The following is a 20,784-nucleotide window of genomic DNA, read 5'->3' on the forward strand; positions in this document are numbered from 1 at the left end:
GGCATTGTTAATCAGCGCTGGCGGTCGTTACTGCTCAGACTCCGTTCCCCCTGGCGCGATCCCGGTGGCCCGGTCGGCGACTCCTGCGAGCCAGCGTGCTGGTCCTGCTCCGCGCCGCCGTAGCCCGATTGCTGAGGCTCACCTTGCCGCGCCTCCTCGCCACGTGCGTGCATCCGCGCGCCTTGTTGGCGTGAACTCCAGCCCGACTGTTGGGACGCGGCGCCGCCGCGTTCGCCGGCCTCTGAGCCGCCAAACCCGCCTTGCTGCGAATCCGGGTTGCCGGTCTCAACGCCGGTGTTCCTGCCAGACTGCTCGTTGCCCCGACGAGGGCCCCCGCCTGGCGTCATCGATTGCTCGCTGCCTTCGGCGACCGGAATGGTTTTTCCCTTCCCGATACTGCGCGGCTGCTTGCCGCCTTGCTTCTTGTCCTTTGTATTCATGTTTCGCCCCCCAATGACGGCGCAACCCGTGCGTCAACGACAGGAATCATGCGCGTGGGGTGAGGCACAATGAATCGGACAACTGGCCGATCAAATGTAGGAAGTTCCCCACTGTCGCGCAAACAACATCGACTGGCCACCAACCAGCTCAGCAGGTCAAGAATTATTGTTTGCAGAGGCTGCTGTGCCGCCAGCGCCGTTATGGCCGCCTGCGATCTCCTGTGGGAACAGGCTTGGCGCCAGATGGTGCCGAAAACAAAAAGCCCAGCCGGTGAGGGCTGGGCTAAGTGCTTGATATTAGTGGTGCCGGCTGCCGGTTTCGAACTGGCCACCTGATGATTACAAATCAACTGCTCTACCAAATGAGCTAAGCCGGCGAAACTTTTACTCGGCGCAGATTATAGCCTATTTGATCCGGGTAAGGGTTGGGCGGCCGCCTTTTTTGGGCGGGTCGGTGTTGTCGTCTGGATTTTGCGACAGCTCCGACGCTGCCATTTCCGGCGCCGCGCTTGGCACCGCCGACAATCCTGGGCTGGCCGATGCGGGCGAGGGCGCTGGCTCGGCTGCCGGCGCGCTGGCGGCCGGCGTGCGCGCTTCAGCCGCGGTGGCAGTCACTTCAAACGCCATGCCCTGGCCATTTTCGTTGGCGTAAATGGCCAGCACATTCTGGACCGGCACATAGATCTCGCGCGATACCCCGCCAAAACGCGCGCGGAACTGGATCGCCTCGTTGTCCATTTTCAGGCCCGAAGTCGCGCCGTAACTGATGTTCAGCACGATCTCGCCCTTCTTGACGTATTCCATCGGCACCGTGGTGGCGGCGTCAACCTTGACGGCGAGGTAGGGCGTGAAGCCGCTATCGGTGCACCATTCGTAGATGGCGCGCAGCATGTAGGGCTTGGTTGAGATTTCAGACATGTGGTGTGGGAAAGGATACTTGACGCTACACGCCAGTGTACTGCGATTCGCCGCGAGGCGGCGCGAGCTGGCGTGTAGCGGGTGCTGCAATTAACGGCGCATGACCTTTTCGGACGGGGTCAGCGCTTCGATGTAGGCAGGGCGCGAGAAGATGCGCTCGGCATACTTCATCAGCGGCGCTGCGGTCTTCGACAGTTCGATGCCGTAGTGGTCGAGGCGCCACAGCAGCGGTGCGATCGCCACGTCGAGCATCGAGAACTCGTCGCCCAGCATGTACTTGTTCTTCAGGAACAGCGGCGCGAGCGTGGTCAGGCGGTCGCGGATTTCTGCGCGGGCCTTGTCGTGGCTCTTGTCGTTGGCCTTGGCGCGCTCGCTTTCCAGCACGTGCACGTGGACGAACAGTTCTTTTTCGAAGTTGAACAGCATCAGACGTGCGCGTGCGCGCATCAGCGGGTCGGCCGGCATCAGCTGCGGATGCGGGAAGCGCTCGTCGATGTATTCGTTGATGATGTTCGATTCGTACAGGATCAGTTCGCGTTCAACCAGGATAGGCACCTGGCCGTACGGGTTCATCGTCGAAATATCTTCCGGCTTGTTGAACAGGTCGACATCGCGCACTTCAAAATCCATGCCTTTTTCAAACAGGACCAGGCGGCAGCGTTGCGAGAATGGGCAGGTCGTGCCCGAGTAGAGAACCATCATGTTTATAGTTCCTTAGAAACAAAGGGGTGAAACGACTAGCGGATCACCCCGGAAAATGATTGCCCGCAAAACTGCGGGCAATGAACGACTTACTTAACTTCTTTCCAGTACGACTTGGACAGCAGCCATGCCAGCAGGGCGAAGGTCGACATGAACAGCAGGACCCAGACGCCGAGGCGCTTGCGGGTGTTCTGTGCAGGTTCGGCCATCCAGCCCAGGTAAGCCACCAGGTCGGCGGTCGCGGCGTCGAACTCGGTCGCGCTCATCGAACCCGGGGTCACCTGCTCAAAACCGGCGAATTTGTGCACGGTCTTGCTTGGATCATGCGGATCTTTCTCATCAACCATCTTGACGGTGCGCACGCCTTGCTGCTGCCACATGACGTGTGGCATGGCAACGTTCGGCACCACCATGTTGTTCCAGCCAGTCGGACGGGTGTCGTCCTTGTAGAAGGTGCGCAGGTAGGTGTAGAGGTAGTCGCTGCCGGTGCCGGCCGGCGATGCTTTTGCACGCGCGATCACCGACAGGTCAGGCGGCACCACGCCGAACCATGCTTTCGCATCTTCCGGGCGCAGGGCCGTCGTCATCAGGGCGCCGACCTTGTCCTGCGAGAACAGCAGGTTGGCCTTGATCTGCTCTTCGGTCAGGCCGAGGTCGCGCAGGCGGTTGTAGCGCATCGACGAGGCCGAGTGGCAGTTCAGGCAGTAGTTGACGAACAGCTTGGCGCCATTCTGCAGCGACGTCAGGCTGGCGCGCTCCGGCGCCTTGTCGAGCGGATGGCCGCCCGAGGCTGCCAGTGCCAGGCCTGGCAGCAATGCCAGGATAGCGATCAGTTTCTTAGAAAAAATCATGTAATGTCCTTTGCGCTTTCTGTGATGTCGTCAATTAATGCGGGTGGAACGTCACACGAGCAGGCACTTTCTTGAACGTGCCCATCGAGCTCCACCATGGCATCAGCAGGAAGAAGCTGAAGTACAGCAGCGTGCACACTTGCGAGATCAGCGTGAAGATATCGGTCGGCAGCTGGGTACCGAGGTAGCCCAGGATCACGAACGAGATACCAAACACGATGTACACATACTTGTGCCAGTCAGGACGGTAGCGGATCGATTTGACCGGCGAGTGGTCCAGCCACGGCAGTGCCGCGATGATCATCACCGACGAACCGAACAGGACAACACCCCAGAACTTCGCGTCCAGCACCGCTGGCAGCATGCCGATGATCGCGACCAGCGCAACCACGGCGATGATGGCCTTGGTCTTGAACGACAGGCGCGATTTGAGCCAGATAAACACGACGTAAGCAGCCACGGCGGCCATCAGCACGTACATGAAGTCGGCGGTCGTTGCGCGCAGTACCGAGTAGAACGGGGTGAAGTACCAGGTCGGTGCGATGTGCGCCGGGGTCTTCAGCGAGTCAGCCGGGATGAAGTTGTTGTACTCGAGGAAGTAACCGCCCATCTCAGGCGCGAAGAACACGACCGCGCTGAAGATCGTCAGGAACACCGACACGCCGAACAGGTCATGCACGGTGTAGTAAGGGTGCGATGGAATGCCGTCGACCGGATGGCCGTCAGGACCCAGGTTTTCCTTGATTTCGATACCATCAGGATTGTTCGAGCCAACTTCGTGCAGCGCGATCAGGTGGGCAGCAACCAGGCCCAGCAGGACCAGCGGGATCGCGATCACGTGGAAGGCGAAGAAGCGGTTCAGGGTAGCATCGGAAACAACGTAGTCGCCGCGGATCCACAGCGACAGGTCAGGGCCGATCAGCGGGATGGCGCCGAACAGGTTGACAATCACTTGTGCGCCCCAGTACGACATCTGGCCCCATGGCAGCAGGTAGCCGAAGAAGGCTTCCGCCATCAGCATCAGGAAGATCGCGAAGCCGAACAGCCAGACCAGTTCACGTGGCTTGCGGTACGAACCGTACAGCAGGCCGCGGGTCATGTGCAGGTAGACGATGATGAAGAACGCCGACGCGCCGGTCGAGTGCATGTAGCGCACCAGCCAGCCCCACGGCACTTCGCGCATGATGTACTCGACCGAGCCGAAGGCCAGGTTGGCGTCAGGCTTGTAGTGCATCGTCAGGAAGATACCGGTGACGATCTGCAGCACCAGCACCAGCATGGCCAGCGAGCCGAAGATGTACCAGAAGTTGAAGTTTTTCGGAGCGTAGTACTTGCCCCACTGGTCGTTCCACAGCTTGGTCAGCGGGAAGCGGTCATCCACCCAGCCCAGTGCTTTTTCAGCCGCTGGTGCATCGGCAGGGAATTTCGTCTCTTTAAAAGCCATGATTATGCGTCGCCTTTCGCGTCTTTACCGATGATCAGCTTGTCGCCGACGAACATGTGGCGCGGTACTTCCAGGTTGTCCGGTGCAGGCTTGTTCTTGAACACGCGGCCGGCCAGGTCGAAGGTCGAACCGTGGCATGGGCAGATGAAACCGCCCGCCCAGTTGTCCGGCAGGCTAGGCTGTGGGCCTTCGGTGAACTTGGAGGTTGGCGAGCAGCCCAGATGCGAGCAGATGCCGACAGCAACCAGGATTTCTGGCTGGATCGAGCGGTGCTGGTTGCGTGCGTACTCAGGGGTCAGTGCGTCCGGGGTGCGTTCCGAGTTCGGGTCCGCCAGTTCGCCTTCGGTCTTCTTCAGCGACGCGACCATTTCTGGCGAGCGCTTCAGGATCCAGACCGGCTTGCCGCGCCATTCCACGGTTTGCATTTCGCCAGGCTGCATGCCGGCCACGTCTACCTCTACCGGCGCACCGGCGGCTTTCGCACGTTCCGACGGCTGGAATGTGCTTACCAAGGCTCCCGCCGTGGCTAAACCGACAACACCGCCCGCCGCGCACGTAGCGACGAGCACGCCGCGTCGGCCCGGATCGACCTGCTTTTCGTTACTCATACCAACCCCAATCAGTCAAAATTCGAATCTTATAAAAAGCTACTTGGAACTTCTAGCAACCTTAAATTATAAGGGAAGCGGCAGGCGAATTGAAGAAAAAAAGCGCGCTCGACGGGTCGACAGGCTCGGTTAGCGCCGTTTTGACTGCAAATATAGACAGAAATCCCGCATTTTCACGTAAAACGCCTGCTGACCTCCTTGGCAGCTATTTCACAGCCGGACCGGGCGATGTATTATCGACATGTGAATTTTCACATTCCAGGGAGCTAAAAAATGTCGATGATGAGCGAGTTCAAGCTGTTTGCAATGAAGGGGAATGTGGTCGACCTGGCAGTTGGCGTGATCATCGGCAGCGCATTCGCGAAAATTGTCGACTCGCTGGTGCAGGACATCATCATGCCGCCGATCGGCCGGCTGATCGGCGGCCTCGATTTTGCCAATTACTACCTGCCCCTGAACGGCCAGAGCATGGACCTGACCCTGGCTGAAGCCAAGAAGCTCGGCGCGGTCATCGCTTACGGTAACTTCCTCACGGTGCTGCTGAACTTCGTCATTCTCGCGTTCATCATCTTCCAGATGATCCGCATGATGAACCGGCTGCGCGCTCCCGAGCCGGCTGCCACCGCGGCAGAAGTCGAAGAAGTCCTGCTGCTGCGCGAGATTCGCGATTCCCTGAAACCATCGGCCCGCACCACTATCTAACCGGCAAAGAGGCGGTATCCGATGCGTCGAATCTGGTTGTTGTTTGCACAGGCTGTCACGGTCGCGCTGGCCGTGTATTTCGTGGTGGCCACCATGCGTCCGGACTGGATCGGGCGCAGCGGCATTGGCACGCGGGTGCAGACAGTTGCCGACACAGCGTCGGTGCTGCAGGCGCCGGCCATGCCGGCATCGGGCAGCTACCGCAAGGCGGCGGAACGGGCGATGCCGGCGGTGGTCAACATCCTGACCACCAAGGCGCTGCGCCAGAACCACCCCTTAATGCGCGACCCGTTCTTCCGGCGCTTCTTCGGCGACCGCCTGCCTGAAGATGAGCCGGCGAGCAGCCTGGGCTCAGGGGTCATCGTCAGTCCTGACGGCTATATCCTGACCAATAACCACGTCATCGAAGCGGCCGACGAAATCCAGGTGGTGCTGGCCGACGGCCGCAAGGCTGCCGCGCGCCTCGTCGGCACCGACCCTGAAACCGACCTGGCGGTCATCCGCATCGAGGCCGACGACCTGCCGGTGATGGTGCTCGGACACGCCGAGCAAGCCAAGGTCGGCGACGTGGTGCTGGCGATCGGCAACCCGTTCGGGGTAGGGCAGACAGTGACGATGGGCATCGTCTCTGCCGTGGGACGCAACAACCTGAACATCAACCAGTTCGAAAACTTCATCCAGACCGACGCCGCGATCAACTTTGGCAACTCGGGCGGGGCGCTGGTCGACACCAACGGCAACCTGCTCGGCATTAACACGGCGATTTACTCGCAGACCGGCGGATCGGTCGGCATCGGCTTCGCCATTCCCGTGAGCACCGCCAAGGACGTGATGGAATCGATCATCAAGACCGGCCAGGTGGTGCGCGGCTGGATCGGCATCGAATCGCAGGACATCACCCCCGAACTGGCCGCCAGCTTCGGCCTCGCGCGCGACAGCGGCGCCATCATCGCCGGCGTCGTACGGGGCGGGCCCGCCGACCGGGCCGGTATCAAGCCTGGCGACATCTTGCTGGGCGTGGAAGGCAAGCCGGTGGCGACGACGGCCGACATGTTGAACATGATTGCCCAGCTCGCTCCCGGACAGAAGGCTAAAATGACGGTGATGCGCAAGGACCGCGAAGCGACCGTGAACGTGACGGTCGGCCAACGCCCGCGTGCGCAATAATCCCTCTTTTATCTTTTCCGGACCGACGATGCACCTGCGCGACCTGACGCAATTCCTTACCGAACTGAGCGAAAACAACAACCGTCCCTGGTTCATCATGAACAAGCCGCGCTACGACATCTTGCGCGCGGAATTCCTCGATGTCGTCACCGAGCTGATACGCGAGCTGGGCAAGTTCGACCCGCTCGTGGCCGACTGCAACCCGAAGAAAGCGATGTTCCGGATCAACCGCGACATCCGCTTCTCGAACGACCGCAGCCCGTACAAAACCCGTTTCTCGGCCGGCATCACGCCCAACGACAAGCGCCGGCCCAGCGCCGGCGGCGGCTCGACCTACTACTTCCAGATCGATGGCGACGGCACCCTGGGCTTCGGCGTGGGCGAATACCTGCCGCCGCCGGACCGCCTGCGCGCCATCCGCGAAAACGTGGTCAACGATGCGACAGGTTTTGCCAAATTGCTGAAGAATAAACAACTGCGCGCCACCTACCGCGACCTGCTGGAAGAAGACAAGCTGCAACGCCCGCCGAAAGGCTTCGACCCGGCGCACCCGCACGTCGACTACCTGAAGCTGAAGAGCTTTTTCCTGTGGACGGAGGTGAAGCTGGAGCTGAACGCACCTGGCAAGCTGGTGCCCCAGCTGGCACGCGGATTCAAGGATGCCTCCCCGCTCGTGCACTGGCTGCGCAGCGTGGAGCTTGCAACGGAAACGGACTGACAGGAGCAAACATGGCTTTACAACACGCCGCCTCGGGCGAGCGCATTCCGCTGCAGCGGGGCGATGACGACATTGCCTATTTCACCTCGGTGGCGCTGGCCAAGACCGACAACATGGAATTGATCAGGCTGGTGCTGCCGAAAGAGCGCGCGATGCCCGAGCACATGGTCGAGGGTGAAATCACGCTGCAATGCCTGGAAGGCGAAATCGTCTGCAAGGCACACGGAGGCAATACCGTGCTCAAGCCGGGCGAGATGGTGTTCTTGCTGGGTGGGGTGCCGCATGCGGTGCAGGCGAATGTCGATTCGGTGGCCTTGCTGACGATTTTGCTGAAGAACGGGTCGACGGAATCGAAAGTATTCAATCCCTAATTGCACCGCCATCAGGTAGGGCGGATGAGCGCGCCGCGCGCATCCGCGTGCTGGCGTCGCGTTGACGCCCAATCGGCGGATGCGCGCTGCGCCCTGATCCGCCGTCCGATATTCAGGCGATCTCGCCGCGCGGATCGCGCGCCAGCAGCTGCGCCAGGGTATCGAGCGGCGTACCGCCGTCAAACAAGATGCCCGCCACCGCATTGGTGATGGGCATATCCACGCCCATCTTCTTTGCCAGTTCGCGCACTGCCTTGGCGCAAGGCACGCCTTCCGCCACATGTCCCAGTTCCGCCACGATGGTGTCCAGGGCCTTGCCTTGCGCCAGCGCCAGGCCGACCCGGCGGTTGCGCGACAGGTCGCCGGTGCAGGTAAGGATCAGGTCGCCCATCCCCGTCAGTCCCATGAAGGTCGACGCCCGGCCGCCGAGCGCCACGCCAAGGCGCGTAATCTCCGCCAGCCCGCGCGTGATCAGCGCGGCGCGGGCGTTCAGCCCCAGCCCCAGGCCGTCGGCAACCCCGGTGGCGATCGCCAGCACGTTCTTGACCGCGCCGCCGACTTCCACGCCCACCAGGTCATCGCAGGAATACACGCGGATGCTGCCGCCGTGCACGATCGACACCACCCGGTCGCGCAGCTCGCCTGATTCGGACGCCACCGTCAGGGCGCACGGCAGGCCGCGCGCCACTTCCTGCGCAAACGACGGGCCCGACAAGGCGGCGCCGGGAACGCGCTCGCCCAGCACTTGCTGCATCACCTGGTGGGGCAGCAAGCCGGTGCCGTATTCAAAGCCCTTGCACAGCCAGACAATGTTGGGAATCGGATAGGGCTTGAGCTGCTCCAGCAGCGGGCGCAGCCCTGCCACCGGGCAGGCGGCGATCAACAGCGGCGCTTCGCCGGCGCCGGTTCCGCTGACATGGTCGAGCGCGGCGGCCAGGTCGGCGGTGACCTTGAGCCCCGCCGGCAGCGGGAAGCCAGGCAGGTATCCGGTGTTTTCACCGGCGGCGCGGGTCGCCTCGACCATCGCCGGGTTGCGTGCCCACAGCAGTACGTCGTGGCGCGCAGCCAGCGCGATGGCAACGGCGGTGCCCCAGGCGCCGGCGCCAAGGATGGTGATGTTGCGGGCAGGTGTGATTGAGTTTTGCATGAAGCCGATGGGGGTGGGTGGGGCTAGATGCCCCAGACGTCGGCCATTCTGATATAGCCGGAAATACCGTCGCGGTGGCGCACGCGGATCCAGCTCGACGGCTGGGGGTCGACGAGTTCGAGGATGACGCCTTTATCGGCCGTCATCACGAGTGGCGCGGCGTCGTCCGCCGCGGCACGCACCCGCGCGTTAGGATTGCGCACGACCACGTTGCGTTTGGCGCTGAGCGAGCGCTGTTCGAGCCAGGCCATGTCGCCGCTGGCGTCGCGCACCTTGACCCAGTCGCCATAGGTAAGGACGACCTGGACCGGCATGCCGCGCGGCGCGACAAACAACTTGCCGCCCTTGGTCGACGGTGCGTCGTAGAGGATGACCGCATTCGGTGCAACCGTCTTGAATTCGAACGCGTGCAGCTGTGCCGATGACAGCAACAGAACTGCGCTTGCGATGAAACGGGAGATCGTCATGCTGGCCTTCGCCGGTAGTTGGGAGAGGGCGGCAGCCTGCGCCTTGGCCGCGCAGCGCGCGGGCACAGGCCGCCTTCCCCGGACTTGCTTGCTGCTTACTTGCTTAGTTAGCTGCGCCGGCCGCTGGTGCGGCTGCTGCTGCTTCAGCCAGTGCCTGGCGGCGCTGCTGGTAGAACACTTCGAAGTTGATTTCCGCGAGGTGAACTGGTGGGAAGCCGGCACGGGTGATGATGTCGGCGATGTTGCCACGCAGGTAAGGGTAGACGATGTTCGGGCAACCGATTCCCAGCAGTGGATCCATCTGGTCTTCCGGGATGTTGCGCGCTTCGAAGATACCGGCTTGCTTGCCTTCAACCAGGAACGCAACTTTGTCCTTGACCTTGGCGGTCACGGTGATCGTCACGGTCGACTCGTAGATGCCGTCGGCGATGGATTCGGCTGCCACGTCCAGCGATACTTCGATCGATGGCGCTTCCTGTTCGAGGAAGATGGCGGGGGAATTCGGCTGTTCCAGCGACATGTCTTTCAGGTAGACGCGTTGGATTTGGAATACAGGTTGCAGGTTTTCGTCAGACATGGAACGCTTTCGTGAGATGAAAAAAGAACGGCAGTCGCCGTTCCGGTTGTGCTGAAAGTAAACGCGACGGCAATTGTATCAAAACCGATTAGCTTGTAATAGTTTTACCGCCGCGCTGTTTGATGCAGGACTGGGAATGCGCGGATCAGGCGCCGGCCAGCAGCGGATCGAGGCGTCCAGCCTGGTCGAGCGCATACAGGTCGTCGAAGCCGCCGACGTGGGTTTCGCCCACGTAGATTTGCGGCACGGAACGGCGGCCGGTCTTTTCCATCATGATGGTGCGCTGGTCCGGGTCGAGGTCGACGCGGATCTTTTCGATGTTGGTGACGCCTTTGGCTTCGAGCAGGCGCTCGGCGCGCACGCAGTACGGGCACATTGCGGTATGGTAGAGCACGACACGGGCTGTCATTGGGTTTCCCTCCTTGTTCAGAGATGGCTGTTTATTTGACGGTCGGCAGGCCAGCTGCCGTCCATGCGGTGAGGCCGCCATCGAGGCTGACCACGTCGTCGAATCCGGCCTTCTGGAGCATCCTGACGGCCTTGTCGGCGCGCGCACCTTGCTGGCACACAACGACGACGGCTTTGGTCTTTTGCTTGTCCAGTTCGCCGATTCGCGCACCCAAGTCTGCCAGTGGAATGTTTTTCGCGTCGCGCAAATGCCCTGCGGCAAATTCATCAGGGGTGCGCACGTCCAGGATGGTCGTCTTGGCGCGGTTGATCATCTGGGTCGCTTCGAGAATCGAGGCGCGCTTGCCGCGCGGCTGCAGGGCCGGCAACAGCAGTGCCAGGCCCGATGCGGCGGCGATGGAAACGAGAAAAATATGGTCAAGAATGAATTTCACAGGTGTTCCAATGGTTTAAGTCAATCCGAGCATTATAAAATAGAAGCTGGAACTGATTGAATATGCCCCCCCATTTCCCACTCTTTAAAGAATATCTATGTATAAAATCGTCTTCATGCGCCACGGCGAGTCCACCTGGAACCTCGATAACCGTTTCACCGGCTGGACCGACGTCGACCTGACCGAGAAGGGCATCCGCGAAGCGCGCAGCGCCGGCGCCGTGCTCAAGGAAGCCGGTTTCAGCTTCGACCTGGCCTACACCTCGGTGCTCAAGCGCGCGATCCGCACGCTGTGGCTGACGCTCGACGAAATGGACATGATGTGGCTGCCAATCAAGAACGACTGGCGCCTGAACGAACGCCACTACGGCGCCCTGCAGGGCCTCGACAAGGCCGAGACCGCCGCCAAGTACGGCGACGCCCAGGTGCTGGTATGGCGCCGCAGCTACGACACCCCGCCGCCGGCGCTCGAATCGGCCGACCCGCGCAACTCGTTCAACGACCCGCGCTACGCCAACGTGCCGAAGGAAAGCATTCCCCTGACCGAATGCCTGAAGGACACCGTCGCCCGCGTGATGCCGGCCTGGGACGAAGAAATTGCGCCTGCCATCCGCGCCGGCAAGAACATCCTGATCTCGGCCCACGGCAACAGCCTGCGCGCCCTGATCAAGATGCTCGACGGCATCAGCGACGAAGACATCGTTGGCCTGAACATCCCGAACGGCCAGCCGCTGGTGTACGAACTGGACGCCGACCTGAAGCCGATCCGCCACTACTACCTGGGTGACCAGGAGGCGATCGCCGCTGCCGTGGCCGCCGTGGCCAATCAAGGGAAGGCCAGGTAAGTCTTGTTATTTGCTCAGATGTTTTACCGCAGGGCGGTCGCCACGGCCGCCTTGCTGGCCGTCGCGGCAAGCCTGCAGGCGGCCCCCAAGCAGCCCACCAACCGCAGCAAGCAAAAGGCTGCGGCTGAGGCGACCCGCGCCGGCATCCAGAAGAAGCTGGCCACGCTCAAGCGCGACGTCGTGCGCACCGAAAGCGAGCGCGAGCATGCCGCCGACGAGCTGGCCGCGTCCGAGGAAGCCATTTCCGACGCCAACCGCTCGCTGCGCGAACTGGCCGAGGAACAGCAGCAGACCAACCGCAAGCTGCAAGAGCTCGATGGCGCCCAGGAACGCCTGGCCGCCACCATCGCCAAACAAAAGAACCAGCTGTCCAGGCTGCTGCGCGAGCAGTACGTGGCCGGCAACGAAGACCGGGTCAAGCTGCTGCTGTCCGGCGAGAACCCGAACCGCATCAGCCGCGACCTGCAGCTGATGGCTTACGTGTCGAAGTCGCAGGCGCGCCTGATCGCCTCGCTGCGCAGCAACCTGGCGACGGTCGAGCAGAACCAGCTCGAAGTCCAGAACGCCAAGGACGAACTGGAAGAGATCGCGCTTGAGGAAAACCAGCAGAAGGCCAAGCTGGAAAAGGAAAAGCTGCACCGCAAAGCCCTGCTCGGCAACCTGTCGACCAGGCTGGCGGACCAGCGCAAGCAGATCGGCAACCTGGAACGCGACGAGCAGCGCATGAGCGGGCTGGTGGACCGCCTGTCGGCGCTGATCCAGCAGCAGGCCGAAGCGGCCGCCGCTGAAAAACGCCGCCGCGAAGCGCTCGCTGCCGCACGCGCCAAGGCCAGGGCCGAAGCGCGCGCGGCGGCATTGGCCAAGGCGCAGGCGGAACGCGAGCGGCTCGCGCGCGAAGCGGCCAGGCCGGGCAGCAAGCCGGCGCCAGTCAAGCCCGAACCCGACGAACCGAAGGTCGCCCAGGCGCCGGTGGAGGACAAGCCTGACCCTGACGAAGAAAAGCCGGAAAACATCGCGCTGGCTCCCGCCGCGCCGGAAGGCGCGTTTGCCAGCCTGAAAGGCAAGCTGCGCGCGCCGGTCAGCGGCGCGGTGACCGCCAGCTTCGGCGCCAAGCGTGGCAGCGGCCCGAGCTGGAAGGGCGTGTTCATCAAGGCGCCCGAAGGCAGCGACGTGCGCGCCGTGGCCGCCGGCCGCGTCGTGTTCGCCAGCTGGCTGCGCGGCTTCGGCAACCTGATCATCGTCGACCATGGCAGCCAGTACCTGTCGATCTACGGCAATAACCAGTCGCTGCTCAAACGGGTCGGCGACGCCGTGCGCGGGGGCGACCAGATCGCCGCCGCGGGCAACACCGGTGGTATTGAAGAATCGGGGCTATACTTTGAGCTCCGGCACCGGGGCAAGGCATTCAACCCTGCGGGCTGGGTCAATTTCTAGCGGCCGCAAGCCGCGCAGGCGGGGAACGCAATGAAAGCTAAGAGTATCGGTCTGATCGGGTTTGGCGTGGTTGCAGGCTTTGCGGCGTCGCTGCAGGTCACCGCGCTGGCGCAGCGCGGCGGCGACCTGCAGCCGCTGCCGCTCGATGAACTGCGCCAGCTCGCCGATGTCTACGGCCTGATCAAGACGGACTACGTCGAGCCGGTCGAAGACAAGAAGCTGCTGTCGCAGGCGATCACCGGCATGGTCGCCTCGCTCGACCCGCATTCGGCCTACCTCGACAAGAAATCGTATCGCGAAATGCAGGAAAGCATGCAGGGCCGCTTCGTCGGGCTCGGCATCGAAGTGGCGATGGAAGACGGCTACGTCAAGATCATTACCCCGATGGAAGACTCGCCGGCCTTCCGCGCCGGCATCAAGGCGGGCGACGTCATCACCCGCATCGACAATGTGCCCGTCAAGGGCATGTCGCTCGACGACGCGATCAAGCGCATGCGCGGCGAACCGAAAAGCAAAGTGGTGCTGACGATCGCGCGCAAGGGCGACGACCAGCCATGGGTGCTGCCGCTGACGCGCGAGGAAATCCGCGTGCAAAGCGTCAAGGCCAAAATGGTCGAGCCGGGTTACGCATGGCTGCGCATCAGCCAGTTCCAGGAAAACACCCTTCCCGACCTGGTCAAGCAGGTCAATGCGCTGTACGCGCAGGACCCCAGGATCAAGGGGCTGGTGCTGGACCTGCGCAACGACCCCGGCGGCTTGCTGCCGGGGGCAATCGGCGTCTCCGCCGCCTTCCTGCCGGGCGACAAAAAAATCGTCTCGACCGCCGGCCAGCTGCCCGGCTCGAACCAGGAGTTCTATGGCCGGCGCGAATTTTATTCACGCGCGTCGGGCGACCCGCTGGCCAGGTTGCCCGCTGCGCTCAAGACCGTGCCGATGATCGTGCTGGTCAACGGCGGCTCGGCCTCGGCGTCCGAAATCGTCGCCGGCGCACTGCAGGACTACAAGCGCGCCACCATTCTCGGCACCCAGACCTTCGGCAAGGGCTCGGTGCAAACGCTGCGCCAGCTCTCGCCCGACACGGCGGTCAAGCTGACCACCGCGCGCTACTTCACGCCCAACGGGCGCGCCATCCAGGCCAAGGGCATCATTCCCGACGTGATGGTGGACGAAACGGCGGACGGCGACGGCCTGAACAGCCTGCGGGTGCGCGAGTCCGACCTGGTCAAACACCTGGCCAATGGCAGCGTGAAGGATGCGAAGGAAGCCGCGCCGCCCGTCAAAACCCTGGACGCCATCGACGCCGAACACGCCACGCGGGCGGCTGCCGCACGCAAGCGCAAGCCGCTCGATTTCGGCAGCAAGGACGACTTCCAGCTGCAACAGGCGCTGAACCGTTTCAAAGGCTTGCCGGTCAAGCTGTCATCGGCCGAACCGCGCCCCGACAAACCCGAGCCGAAGGCGCTGGCCAAGCCGGACACCAGGCCAGCCGACATCAAGGGCGAGCGCAAGTGACGGCGGCATGAACGACGACCAGCTGCTGCGCTACTCGCGCCACATCATGCTCGACGAGATCGGTATCGAAGGGCAGGAGCGCATACTCGAGGCCAACATCCTGGTCATCGGCGCGGGCGGGCTGGGGTCGCCAGCGGCGATGTACCTGGCCTCGGCCGGGGTCGGCCACATCATGCTGGTCGATGACGACGACGTCGACCTCACCAACCTGCAGCGCCAGGTGATGCACACGACGGCGCGGGTGGGCCAGAAGAAAGCCCAGTCCGGCCGCGACGCGCTGCTGCAAATCAATCCCGATATCGAAGTCAGCGCGATCTGCGAGCGCGTCGGCGACGAGCGGCTTGCCGAGCTGGTGCGCGGCGCCACGGTAGTGCTCGACTGCACCGACAACTTCAAGACGCGCCACGCCGTCAACCGCGCCTGCTTCGCCGCGAAGGTGCCCCTGGTCTCGGGCGCGGTGATCCGCTTCGACGGCCAGGTCAGCGTGTACGACCCGCGTAGCGATGGTTCGCCATGCTACTCCTGCCTGTTCCCGCAGGACCAGAATTTCGAAGACGTCGCCTGCAGCACGATGGGCGTGTTCGCCCCGCTGGTCGGGGTAGTTGGCGCGATGCAGGCGGCCGAAGCGCTCAAGCTGGTGACGGGCATCGGCACCTCGCTGGCTGGCCGCTTGCTGCTGCTGGACGGCCGCGCGATGGAATGGACCAGCATCCAGGTCGGCAAAAACCCCGCCTGCGCCGTCTGCGGCTAACGGCCGCCCTTTCCCTCGCCAAAACTTGCCAAATTCGGGGTCAGACCACCGGTTTTTTGGAATATTCCAAAAAACCGGTGGTCTGACCCCGAATTTGGCAATTGTTTTAGGGCACAATTAATACCAATAAACATAACTGATGGAGACTCACAGCATGAATCGCATCCTCGCCCTTGCCGTCGCCGCCGCTTTCGGCGTCTCGGCCCACGCGGCTACCACCACCACGCGCTATGACATCCATGTTGAGAATGGCAAGCGCGCCGGCGAACAGGTCGTCGAGCGCGACGACGATGGCACGACCCGGGTGCGCTACATCTTCAAGGACAATGGCCGCGGCCCTGAGCTGACAGAGCAGTTCCGGGTCGCGCAGGATGGCACCATCGCGCAGTATTCGGTCAAAGGCAACTCGACCTATGGCGCGGTCGTCGATGAGCAGTTCGAACGCAACGGCGACCAGGCCAGTTGGCGCTCGACTTCCGAGAAGGGCAGCAAGGCCGTCAACGGCGCAGCGCTGTACGTTCCGCTGAACAGCTCCTTCGAGGTGGCGTCGGTGGCGATCACCGCACTGGCCGCCCGCCCGGGCGCCAGCATGCCGCTGCTGCCGTCGGGAACGCTGTCGCACCGCAAGCTCGATGAGGTGGAGGTCAGCGCGGGCGGCAAGACGCAGAAGGTGCAGCTGCTGGCCCAGACCGGCATCGGCATGTCGCCCCAGTTCTTCTGGGCCACCACCGGCGCCAAGCCGCGCCTGTTCGCGGTCGTGATCCCCGGTTATTTGACGATGACGGAGCAGGGCTGGAGCGAAGTCGGCAAGACCCTCGCCGCACGCCAGAAACTGTCTGAAAGCAAAATGCTGGTCGACCTGGCGGCACGCCTGCAGCACCCGCTCAAGGGGCTGACCGTGGTGCGCAACGCGCGCGTGTTCGACAGCGCCAAGGCGACCGTGGGCGCGCCGTCCGATGTGTACGTGCTGCGCGGGCGCATCACCGCTGTCCTGCCAGCCGGCTCGCCAGTGCGCGGCGCGGTCAACGATATCGACGCGGCCGGACGCATCATGCTGCCGGGCCTGTTCGACATGCACGGCCACGTGGGCCGCTGGGAAGGCGGCCTGAACCTGGCCGCCGGCGTCACCTCGGTGCGCGACATGGGTAACGACAACGCCCAGGTCCAGCAGATCATCGACGAGACCGCCAACGGCATGCTGCTCGGCCCGCAGATCGTGCCAGCCGGCTTCCTCGAAGGCGAGAGCCCGTATTCGTCCAACGGCGGCTTTGTCGTCAAGGACTTGCCCGCTGCCAAGAACGCCATCGACTGGTACGCCGAGCACGGCTATCCGCAGCTGAAGATCTACAACTCCTTCCCGAAGGCGATCCTGAAGGAGACGGTCGCCTACGCCCACAGCCGCGGCATGCGTGTCGGCGGCCACATCCCGGCCGGCCTGCGCGCGCATGAGGCGCTGGACGCGGGTTACGACGAGATCCAGCACATCAACCAGGTGATGCTGAACTTCCTCGCCACGCCGCAGACCGAAACCCGTACCCTCGAGCGCTTCATCCTGCCATCGGAAAAGGTGGCCGGCCTCGACTTCAACTCGCCAGCCGTCAAGAATTTCGTCGCCCGGCTCAAGGCCAGGCAGGTCGTGGTCGACCCGACCCTCGCCACTTTTGCCTTCATGAAGCAGCGCGACGGCGACCTGAACGAGCCTTTCGTGGCCATCGCCGACCACATGCCGCCCGATGTCAAGCGCGGCTTCCATGTCGGTACGATGAAGATCGCCGACGATGCGACCCTGAAGCGCTATGAGAAGTCCTACGCCAAGATGGTCGACTTCGTCGGCATCCTGTACCGCGCGGGCGTGCCGATCGTCGCCGGCACCGACGAGATGGCCGGCTTCACCTTGCAGTCGGAACTGGCGATGCTGGTCAAGGCCGGCCTCACCCCGGCGCAGGTGATCCAGGTCGCTACCCGCAATGGCGCCAAATTTACCCGCACCAGCCACGAGCGCGGTTCGATCGAGCCGGGCAAGCTGGCCGACCTGGTGCTGGTGGACGGCGACCCGACCAAAAACATCGAGGACATCCGCAAGGTGGCCGCCGTGATCACGCGTGGCCATGTGATCTACCCGACCGAAATCGACAGGGAGCTGGGAATCATGCCGTTCGTGAAAGATGCGCCTGCGTTGCGCGCACTTCCGCCGGTTTCGTCTAATATCGCGGCGGGCGGCAATGAGGGGGCCTTGCACCGGGCCGCCGGAACGGCGCGCCACCGCCATTGACCAAAAGAGTGGGCGTCATTTGACCGCCGTGCCTACAATATGCCCCCGCCATGTGGTGGCGGGGGCAAAACCGTCTTATACTCATCTTTCGTTGCAATCACTCTGAGACCTGAACCAAATGCATAAAGCTCCAAACCGTCCGCGCCGCCGCGGCCTCGCGCGCGGCTTCACCCTGGTGGAAATCATGGTGGTTGTGGTTATCATCGGCATCCTCGGCGCGCTGGTCGTGCCTAAGCTGATGGGCCGTACCGGCGAGTCGCGCGTGACCGCCGCCAAGGTCGATATCGCGACCCTGATGCAGGCGCTGAAGCTGTACAAGCTCGACAACCAGCGCTACCCGACCACCGAGCAGGGCCTGAAGTCGCTGATCGAAAAGCCGACCACCGGCCCGTCGTCCAATGGCTGGAAGGCCGGCGGCTATGTTGAAAAGCTGCCGAAGGATCCTTGGGGCAACCCTTATCAGTACCTGTCGCCCGGCGTCAAAGGCGAAGTCGACCTGTTCTCCTATGGCGCCGATGGCCAGCCTGGCGGAACCGGTGAGGACGCCGACGTCGGATCGTGGGATAACTAAGCAAACAGGTTGACGCTTATGCAGCGCGCCCGGGGCGCACGCGGCTTTACGCTGGTGGAGGTGATGGTCGTCATGGTCATCATCGGTATTACGCTCGGCCTCGTTTCCCTGAACGCGATGCCGAGCCCGCGCCAGGACCTGCAAAAAGAGGCGCAGCGCATTGCGCTGCTGCTCCAGTTGGCGCGCGATGAAGCCATCGTGCGCAACCGGCTGATCGCCTTCGAAGCCAACAGCGAGCGCTACCGCTTCCTGGTGCGCAATGAAACCAGCTGGGACCAGGTCATCAACGATGACCTGCTGCGCGAACGCACGTTCAAGAACGCACCCATCACCTTGCGCCTCGATCCGCCGGTCCAGACCGCGGGCGCCATCAATACCGGCCTGCGCATTACCTTTGGCCGCGAGCCGGTCGACCGGCCGTTTGTGCTGACCCTCATCAGCGGCGAAGACCGGGTGGCGGTGCACGCTGATGGCGTTGGCCATTTCGTGGTCGAGTAATCATGAGCAACCATCGCCTCCCACAGCGTCCGCGCGGCTTCACCTTGCTTGAAGTGCTGGTGGCGCTGGTGATCGTCGGCACCGCGCTGGGCGCGTCGCTGCGCGCAGTCGGCAGCCTGGCCCAGAACAGTTCAGGCCTGCGCGCGGCGATGATGGCAACCTGGTCGGCCGAGAACCGGCTGGTGCAGGTGCGCCTGTCGAACAACTTCCCCGAAATCGGCAAGGAAACCTTCGAGTGCCCGCAGGGCGACCTGCGCCTGGTCTGCCAGGAGGAAGTGCTGGCCAGCCCGAATCCGCGCCTGCGCAGGGTCGAGGTCAGCGTGTTCGACTCGGCCAATCCGGAGCGCCGCATCATCAAGCTGGTGCAGCTGGTGTTGAGGGAACGATGAAGCGCACCGCCGGTTTCACCCTGATCGAACTGCTGGTCGCCATCAGCATCCTGGCCATTGTCGCCGTGCTCGGCTGGCGCGGCCTCGACGGCATCGTGCGCGCCCGCGTCGCGCTGACCGACCAGATGGAGACGACGCGCGGCATGCAGCTGGCCTTTGCGCAGATGCAGAGCGATGGCGAACACATCGTCCCGTCGGCTGAAATGCAGGGACGCCCGAACCTGGCGGCGGACGCCGGCGGCATGACCCTGGTGCGCAACTGGCACAGCGAAAACGCGCCGTCCCAGCTGCAAGTGATTTCCTATCGCATCGTTAACGGCGTGCTGATGCGGCGCGAGTCCGCCGGCACGCGCGACCTGGTCCAGCTCGACATGTTCTGGCAGGCCGCCCTCAGCAATGCGGACACGACCCCGCCGGTGATCCTGCAGTCCGGCGTGCAGTCGATGCAGGTGGAGACCTGGGAAAACAATATGTGGCGCATGGCCGGCGCGCCGCGGCCGCAAGGCTGGACGCCGCTGCCGGCATCCGGGCTGCGGGTGGCGTTGCAGGTGCAGGGGCAGCAGATTCCGATGACCAAAGCCTTCCTGCTGGGAGGCATGTGATGAGGCTGGACAAACAGCGCGGCGTGGCCGTCATTACCGCCTTGCTCTTGTGTACGCTCGCAGTTAGCATTGTCGCAAGCCTGTTCTGGCAACAGCAGGTGCAGGTGCGTTCGATGGAAAACCAGCGGCTCCAGCTGCAAACCAAGTGGATCCTGCGCGGCGCGCTCGACTGGGCGCGGCTGGTGTTGCAGACCGCCGGCCAGCAGAGCGCGAGTGGCGTCACCACGCTGAACGATGTCTGGAACACGCCGCTGGCGGAAACCCGGCTGGACCAGTACATCGAACGTGAGCGGGTGGAGGGGGAAGTTTTTGATGCAACGCTTTCCGGACGGGTCATCGATGCAAGCTCGCGTTACAATCTGAGGCATTTAGCGGACGGGCCGAAGCCGAACCTGGATCATCAAGGTATTTATGCGAATTTGTTACGCGTATTGCAGATAGACCCGGCCCTGGCCAAGCGCACCGCCGATTACTTCGCCAGTACGGAGCCGCCGTTGCCGATACCGGGGCAAACGACGCCGCCGGCAAAGTCGCTGCCGGTGGCGATCAAGCGGGTGGAGGATTTACTGGTCATTCCGGGCTACACGCCGGAGATAATTGCCAAGCTGCGCGATTTCGTCATTGTGCTGCCGTTTACGACTGGAACCGCGAACAAGCACGGGCTCAATGTCAACACCGCGCCGCCCGAGGTGCTGGCAGCTGTAATCGGCAACTTTACGCTGGCGGAAGCGCAGGCGCTGGTGGAAAGCCGGAGGCAGGCGTATTTTCGCGACATGGCAGGATTTACGGCGCGGTTGAATGGCAAGGTTCCGCTCGATCCCGCGTCGCTCACGGTCGGCAGCGAGTTTTTCTTAGTGCAGAGCAGGATACGTCTTGATCGCGCGAACCTGGATTCCGAAGCGTTGGTCGAACGCCAGGCGGCTTCAACAACAGTGTTAACCATTCGCCAAAACTAAA

The 20,784-nt window shown here is 63.0% G+C and carries 25 protein-coding genes and 1 tRNA gene; 14 read left to right on the forward strand and 12 right to left on the reverse strand.

Annotation, left to right across the window (positions count from 1 at the left end; all coding sequences use genetic code 11):
• Positions 1-11: 11 nt before the first annotated feature.
• The 7 genes from LMJ30_RS06950 to petA all read right to left on the reverse strand — a co-directional run bounded on the left by LMJ30_RS06950 (position 12) and on the right by petA (position 4,963).
• Complete coding sequence (locus LMJ30_RS06950) at positions 12-440, reverse strand: hypothetical protein (RefSeq protein WP_229431614.1); 429 nt, start codon at positions 438-440, stop codon at positions 12-14.
• A gap of 301 nt (positions 441-741) precedes the next feature.
• Positions 742-817: transfer RNA gene (locus LMJ30_RS06955), tRNA-Thr, on the reverse strand.
• A gap of 28 nt (positions 818-845) precedes the next feature.
• Positions 846-1,358 carry a ClpXP protease specificity-enhancing factor gene (locus tag LMJ30_RS06960; RefSeq protein WP_229431615.1) on the reverse strand — a complete coding sequence of 171 codons (513 nt, stop codon included), beginning with the start codon at positions 1,356-1,358 and terminating at the stop codon, positions 846-848.
• A 90-nt stretch (positions 1,359-1,448) separates the two neighbouring features.
• Positions 1,449-2,060, reverse strand: a complete 612-nt coding sequence (locus LMJ30_RS06965; RefSeq protein WP_131424820.1) for a glutathione S-transferase N-terminal domain-containing protein — start codon at positions 2,058-2,060, stop codon at positions 1,449-1,451.
• Positions 2,061-2,149: 89 nt separating this feature from the next.
• A complete protein-coding gene (locus tag LMJ30_RS06970; RefSeq protein WP_229431616.1) occupies positions 2,150-2,911 on the reverse strand; it encodes a cytochrome c1 in 762 nt (253 codons plus the stop codon).
• Positions 2,912-2,945: 34 nt separating this feature from the next.
• Positions 2,946-4,358, reverse strand: coding sequence for a cytochrome b (locus tag LMJ30_RS06975; protein ID WP_229431688.1), 1,413 nt, complete (start codon positions 4,356-4,358; stop codon positions 2,946-2,948).
• Positions 4,358-4,963, reverse strand: a complete 606-nt coding sequence (gene petA, locus LMJ30_RS06980) for a ubiquinol-cytochrome c reductase iron-sulfur subunit (protein WP_229431617.1) — start codon at positions 4,961-4,963, stop codon at positions 4,358-4,360. The genes LMJ30_RS06975 and petA overlap by 1 nt, the downstream gene beginning before the upstream one ends.
• A gap of 273 nt (positions 4,964-5,236) precedes the next feature.
• On the opposite strand from petA, the gene mscL reads away from it, so the two are divergent.
• From mscL to LMJ30_RS07000, 4 genes are read left to right on the forward strand one after another with little or no spacing between them, the layout of a single operon-like run.
• Entirely contained in the window at positions 5,237-5,665 is a 429-nt protein-coding gene (gene mscL / locus LMJ30_RS06985) for a large conductance mechanosensitive channel protein MscL (RefSeq protein ID WP_307729231.1), read from the forward strand.
• A gap of 21 nt (positions 5,666-5,686) precedes the next feature.
• Positions 5,687-6,832, forward strand: coding sequence for a Do family serine endopeptidase (locus tag LMJ30_RS06990; RefSeq protein WP_229431618.1), 1,146 nt, complete (start codon positions 5,687-5,689; stop codon positions 6,830-6,832).
• Positions 6,833-6,860: 28 nt separating this feature from the next.
• Positions 6,861-7,550, forward strand: coding sequence for a DUF2461 domain-containing protein (locus LMJ30_RS06995; RefSeq protein WP_229431619.1), 690 nt, complete (start codon positions 6,861-6,863; stop codon positions 7,548-7,550).
• A gap of 11 nt (positions 7,551-7,561) precedes the next feature.
• On the forward strand, positions 7,562-7,921 hold the full coding sequence (locus LMJ30_RS07000) for a cupin domain-containing protein (protein WP_229431620.1): 360 nt from the start codon (positions 7,562-7,564) through the stop codon (positions 7,919-7,921).
• Between the two features lie 112 nt (positions 7,922-8,033).
• Here the strand turns inward: LMJ30_RS07000 and LMJ30_RS07005 are convergent, their stop codons facing one another.
• The 5 genes from LMJ30_RS07005 to LMJ30_RS07025 all read right to left on the reverse strand — a co-directional run bounded on the left by LMJ30_RS07005 (position 8,034) and on the right by LMJ30_RS07025 (position 10,954).
• Entirely contained in the window at positions 8,034-9,068 is a 1,035-nt protein-coding gene (locus tag LMJ30_RS07005) for an NAD(P)H-dependent glycerol-3-phosphate dehydrogenase (RefSeq protein ID WP_229431621.1), read from the reverse strand.
• Positions 9,069-9,091: 23 nt separating this feature from the next.
• Complete coding sequence (locus LMJ30_RS07010) at positions 9,092-9,535, reverse strand: SH3 domain-containing protein (protein WP_229431622.1); 444 nt, start codon at positions 9,533-9,535, stop codon at positions 9,092-9,094.
• Between the two features lie 103 nt (positions 9,536-9,638).
• Positions 9,639-10,112 (reverse strand): protein-export chaperone SecB, encoded by a 474-nt coding sequence (gene secB / locus LMJ30_RS07015; protein WP_229431623.1) that lies wholly within the window; start codon positions 10,110-10,112, stop codon positions 9,639-9,641.
• Between the two features lie 145 nt (positions 10,113-10,257).
• On the reverse strand, positions 10,258-10,521 hold the full coding sequence (gene grxC, locus LMJ30_RS07020; protein ID WP_229431624.1) for a glutaredoxin 3: 264 nt from the start codon (positions 10,519-10,521) through the stop codon (positions 10,258-10,260).
• Positions 10,522-10,552: 31 nt separating this feature from the next.
• On the reverse strand, positions 10,553-10,954 hold the full coding sequence (locus LMJ30_RS07025; protein ID WP_229431625.1) for a rhodanese-like domain-containing protein: 402 nt from the start codon (positions 10,952-10,954) through the stop codon (positions 10,553-10,555).
• A gap of 97 nt (positions 10,955-11,051) precedes the next feature.
• Between LMJ30_RS07025 and gpmA the strand changes: the two genes are divergently transcribed.
• The 10 genes from gpmA to gspK all read left to right on the forward strand — a co-directional run bounded on the left by gpmA (position 11,052) and on the right by gspK (position 20,783).
• On the forward strand, positions 11,052-11,798 hold the full coding sequence (gpmA, locus tag LMJ30_RS07030) for a 2,3-diphosphoglycerate-dependent phosphoglycerate mutase (RefSeq protein ID WP_229431626.1): 747 nt from the start codon (positions 11,052-11,054) through the stop codon (positions 11,796-11,798).
• A gap of 18 nt (positions 11,799-11,816) precedes the next feature.
• A complete protein-coding gene (locus LMJ30_RS07035; RefSeq protein WP_229431690.1) occupies positions 11,817-13,232 on the forward strand; it encodes a murein hydrolase activator EnvC family protein in 1,416 nt (471 codons plus the stop codon).
• A 30-nt stretch (positions 13,233-13,262) separates the two neighbouring features.
• Entirely contained in the window at positions 13,263-14,744 is a 1,482-nt protein-coding gene (locus tag LMJ30_RS07040) for a S41 family peptidase (RefSeq protein WP_229431627.1), read from the forward strand.
• 7 nt (positions 14,745-14,751) lie between these two features.
• A complete protein-coding gene (locus LMJ30_RS07045) occupies positions 14,752-15,495 on the forward strand; it encodes a HesA/MoeB/ThiF family protein (protein ID WP_229431628.1) in 744 nt (247 codons plus the stop codon).
• Between the two features lie 154 nt (positions 15,496-15,649).
• A complete protein-coding gene (locus tag LMJ30_RS07050) occupies positions 15,650-17,767 on the forward strand; it encodes an amidohydrolase family protein (RefSeq protein WP_229431629.1) in 2,118 nt (705 codons plus the stop codon).
• Positions 17,768-17,885: 118 nt separating this feature from the next.
• Positions 17,886-18,338 (forward strand): type II secretion system major pseudopilin GspG, encoded by a 453-nt coding sequence (gspG, locus tag LMJ30_RS07055; RefSeq protein WP_229431630.1) that lies wholly within the window; start codon positions 17,886-17,888, stop codon positions 18,336-18,338.
• An 18-nt stretch (positions 18,339-18,356) separates the two neighbouring features.
• Entirely contained in the window at positions 18,357-18,836 is a 480-nt protein-coding gene (locus LMJ30_RS07060; RefSeq protein WP_229431631.1) for a GspH/FimT family pseudopilin, read from the forward strand.
• A 2-nt stretch (positions 18,837-18,838) separates the two neighbouring features.
• Positions 18,839-19,225, forward strand: coding sequence for a type II secretion system minor pseudopilin GspI (gspI, locus tag LMJ30_RS07065; protein WP_229431632.1), 387 nt, complete (start codon positions 18,839-18,841; stop codon positions 19,223-19,225).
• Positions 19,222-19,827, forward strand: a complete 606-nt coding sequence (locus tag LMJ30_RS07070; RefSeq protein ID WP_229431633.1) for a PulJ/GspJ family protein — start codon at positions 19,222-19,224, stop codon at positions 19,825-19,827. Before gspI ends, LMJ30_RS07070 begins: the two co-directional genes overlap by 4 nt.
• Positions 19,827-20,783: a type II secretion system minor pseudopilin GspK gene (gspK, locus tag LMJ30_RS07075; RefSeq protein WP_229431634.1), complete on the forward strand. Its 957-nt coding sequence runs from the start codon at positions 19,827-19,829 to the stop codon at positions 20,781-20,783. Before LMJ30_RS07070 ends, gspK begins: the two co-directional genes overlap by 1 nt.
• The last annotated feature ends 1 nt before the right edge of the window (position 20,784 follow it).

The organism is Massilia agrisoli, assembly GCF_020831365.1.
GTDB lineage: Bacteria > Pseudomonadota > Gammaproteobacteria > Burkholderiales > Burkholderiaceae_D > Telluria_A > Telluria_A agrisoli.